Below are 4,156 nucleotides of genomic sequence, written 5' to 3'. Positions count from 1 at the left end.
AGGGGTCGCGACATCGGCGCCGCCGGCAGCGTGGCGCACGCCCCGCTCGCACCCCGTTTCGCCGCACGCGCCTCGTAGCGCGCGCGGCGCGCCCCCGTGCGCGGCGCGGCGCCGCTACGAAACAGCGGCACGTCCGCGTCGACGCGCGTCCGTACACTCGGAGGATCGCGCCGCGACGTGCGTCTCGCGCATCGCGGTTCAACGGAGACGAGCATGCTGTTGATCGACGGATTGGGACTGGGCGTCAACTGGCAGCGCTTCCTGTCGGAAACGCTGAATCCGGTCGTCGCGCCGCCGCCTCCGCCTCCCCCGCCGCCGCCGAAGAAGGACGATCCGGCGGCCGGCCCCGCGAACCCGGCCGTGTCGCCGCCGCCGATTCCGGTCGACGCGTCGCTCGCCAGCGATCCGTCGAAACCGACCAACGCGGAGATTTCGTCGGCGACGTCGCTGATCCGCAGCATGGCCGCGCAGTACACGGCGCCGCCGCCCGAGATCACGGTCGAGAACGACAAGACGCGCGCGGTGCAAAAGGCGATCCAGGACGCGCAAACCAAGTACGACCACGCATCGCAGACGCTGCAGGGCGCGCAGAACGTGCTGCATCTCGTCAGCCGCGACCCGGAATCGACGGCCGACGACCGCAAGACCGCGCAGGCGGACTACGCGAAGGCGCGCACCGCGGCCGACACCGCGCAGCGCGAGCTGAACGTGACGACCGACGCCGGCTACATGATCCTGTACGGCGAGCAGGCGAACGCCGACATGCCGGCCGGCATGAAGATCGACGATTCCGGCAACGTGACGGACGCGGGCGACGCGCAGCACGCGGCGGATCAGCAGTTCAAGACGCTGCTGGCCGCGTTTCCCGATCATGCGAACGATCCGAAGTGGGTGCCGCAGCCGAGCGACTGCAAGAACCCGCTGCAGATCCGCCTGTACGACGACTGGCAGGCCGCGAGCGCGAAGGCGGCGGTCGGCGCGTCGAAATACTACGCGGACGTCGCGAACTCGAACCTCGCGTATACGCAGTTCCAGTCCTATCTCGCCGATCCCGACTACAAGGCCGCGCTCGACGCCGGCGTCGGGCGGCTCAACGATGCGCTGAAGCCGCTGAGTCTGCAGGTCACGATGCCGGAGCGGCCCGATTCGGCCGATGCTGCGCAGCAGGCCGTCACGTCGGCCGCGAAGGACGCGAACTACGCGAACGCCGCCTACGCTGCCGCGAACGACAACCTGACGCTCGCGAACGCGCAGCTGCAATACGACTCGGCGAGCGGCAAGCTGGGGCCGACGGTGATCTCGCCGGGCGCGGTCGCCGATGCGAAGACCGCGGTCGCGCGCGCGCAGACCGCGGCCAACACGAGCGGCGGCTATCTGCAGATGCTGTCCGCGCAGCGGCAGGTCGATACGCTGCAGGCCGACTATACGAAGAAGCAGGACGCGTCGAACGCGTGGCACAAGGCCAATCCGCACGCGATGATCAAGGATCCACAGGTGGATCTCGATCTCGGCGAAGCGTACGCGAAGCTCTATCAGGCGCAGCAGCAGGCCGACATCGCGCACGACGGCTTCGTCGCCGCGTACGGCGCGACGCTCGCGCAGCAGTACGACGATCAGGCTTCGCAGCTCAAGTCGCAGGTGAACGCGCAGTCGCCGCTGCTCAAGCCGTCGGGCGGCCAGCCGCTGCTGCTCACGCCGTTGCCGTCCAATGCCGCCGGCACGCCGACGCTGACGCCCGGTTCGCCGACGTCCGCGAACGGCTCATCGCCGCTGCTGTCGTCGCCGCTCGCGTCGAGCCCGTTCCTGCTGCCGCAGTCGGCGCACACGCCGGCCGCGCCGACGGGGCCGACGATGCTCGACGTGAAGCGCATGCAGATGGTCGCGGGCGCGGTGCGCGCGGCCGATGCGCGTCTGTCCGATGCGGTCAACGAGCGCGCGACCAACGCCGCGCTCGCGCAGGCGCGCACGCAGCAGTCGCAGGCGAAGAGCACGCTCGCGTCGGTGCAGCAGCAGTACGACGACTGGGCCGCCGCGCATCCGGCGCCGACGCGCTTTCGCACGATGCACGACGGCGACATGATTCCGCTGCCGACGGTGCGCCCGCACAACCCGTACCAGGATCAGCTCGACCACGCGAAGGCGGTCGTCACGCAAGCCGACAACGCGGTGCAGCGGCTGCAGCTGCTGAGCGAGACGTCGCACCAGCAGGTGCTGATGGACCGGTTCGACGCGGGCCTCGACGAACGGCTGCGCTACGCGGCGCCGGGCTCCGATGCGGAGAACGACTACAAGAAGGCGCTGCACGATTTCTACGAAGCGCATCGCGGCGAACTGTCGAACTCGCTGCTCGACGCGGCGAGCGCGAGCACGCAGAACGGCAACACGATCGCGTTCGGCAAGCTGACCGGCAACGAGCAGCGCAACCTGATCGGCGTCGCGCTCGGGATACCGCCGGACGTGCCGGGCGATCCGTCGTCGGCGGGCGCGGACCCGGTCTCGCCGGCGAACGACGACGTCGCGCGCTTCACCGACAAGGACAAGCTCAAGACCATCGACAGCCTGCGCGACAAGCTGCTGTCGATCGGCGGCGGCGGCGACACGCGGGTCAACGTGCTGCCGATGGTGTACGCGGCGAAGGATGCCGGGATGACCACGAGCGCGCTGTTCAAGGTGACCGGCAAGGACGGCAGCACGCAGTACGTCGACGAGACCGGCAGCACGTACAGCGACATCGACGACTACCTCGACAACAACGAGCTGTCGTCGGACGGCACGGTCGACATCGCGACCGGCCACAACGCGGACGGCACGCTGAAGCTGGTATCGAAGACCGCGCATCACGAAAGCGGCTTCGACCGCTTCCTGAACACGCTGACGAGCACCGGCCTGAACATCGGCATGATGGTCGGCGGGATGGCGCTCGAAGGGATCGGCACGCTGCTCGACGGCACCGGCATCGGCGCGGTCGTCGGCGTGCCGCTGAACATCCTCGGCGCGGGGATGATGTACACGGCGATCGGCGCGACGATGACGAGCGCGGGGCTCGATCTCGCGACGCGCGCGCAGCACGGACGCAGCATCAACCCGTTCACCGATGCCGGCGCACGCGCCGACTTCATCAACCTCGTGCCGATGGGCGCGGCCGGCGCCGCGAAGCTCGCGGGCAGCAAGCTGTTCACGCGCGCGGTCACCACGCTCACGCGCACGCCGAAGGTCGCGTCGGTGCTCGCGACCGGCGCGCGAACGACCGCGGTCGTGACGGGCGTCGGCGGTGCGGTCGAGGCGTTCGGCGAGGCCGGCGTCGATTATCTTCGCGGCAACCACGAGGCGGCCGGCGAGGAGCTGAAGGCCGGCTTCACGAACGTCGCACTGATGGCCGCGGGCGGGCTGAAGGAGCGCGCGGTGACGTCGGTGCGCACGCGCACCGGCCGACCGGTGCCGATCCGCGGCACCGACGGCAAGACCGTCGCGGTCGACAACCAGACGATCGGCCGGATTCTGAACCAGGGCGACGCGTCGTCGCTCGCGGCCGGCCGTACGCGCGTGACGCTCGACGGCCAGGCGGTCAAGGTGTCGCCGGACGGCACGCTGCGCGTCGGCGACAAGGTGCTCACGTACGAAAACAAGCCGATCCGCGTGCTCGACCGCGCGTCGGCGCGGCGGCTGCCGCCCGGCGAATCGGTCGTGCTCGGCAACGACGGCACGCTGTCCGTCGTGTCGGTGTCGCCGAAGGCATGGACCAACGGCACGCGCATCGACAAGACCACCGTCACCGGCGAGCGCATGTCGTTCGGCGCGGACGGCGAGCTGAGCGTGACGCCGAAGATCGTCGCGAAAACGCCGCTCGACATTCTCGACCACGTGCTCGATCAGGCCACCGACGCGTATCGCCGGTCGACGGCCGCGCAGCAGGCGCCGAGCCGTCTCGCGCAAACGGCCGCCGAAAGCGAAACGGCCAGCGCGTCCACCAACGCGCGCAGCACGCGGCGCACCAGCGAAGAGCGCGCACGCGTGCAGCAGCAGCACGACGAAGCCGATGCGCAACGCAGCGAGAGCACGCGCGCGAACCGGCGCAGCGCCGACGCGCAGTCGATGCGCTGGCGCCCGGTCGACACCGCCGAGCCGGCCGGCGCCGGCGCGCGCCCGCAGCCGGACG

1 protein-coding gene is annotated in these 4,156 nt (G+C 70.4%); it reads left to right on the top strand.

Features of this window, described 5'->3' with window-relative positions:
- Positions 1-213: 213 nt before the first annotated feature.
- Positions 214-4,156 (top strand): DUF4781 domain-containing protein (locus BUB20358_RS27625; protein WP_174905167.1); only part of this gene is annotated, 3,943 nt, incomplete at its 3' end.

Source organism: Burkholderia dolosa, from assembly GCF_902499135.1.
GTDB lineage: Bacteria > Pseudomonadota > Gammaproteobacteria > Burkholderiales > Burkholderiaceae > Burkholderia > Burkholderia dolosa.
The sequence above is the reverse complement of the archived record's forward strand: the minus strand, read 5'-3'. Positions and strand labels throughout refer to the sequence as shown.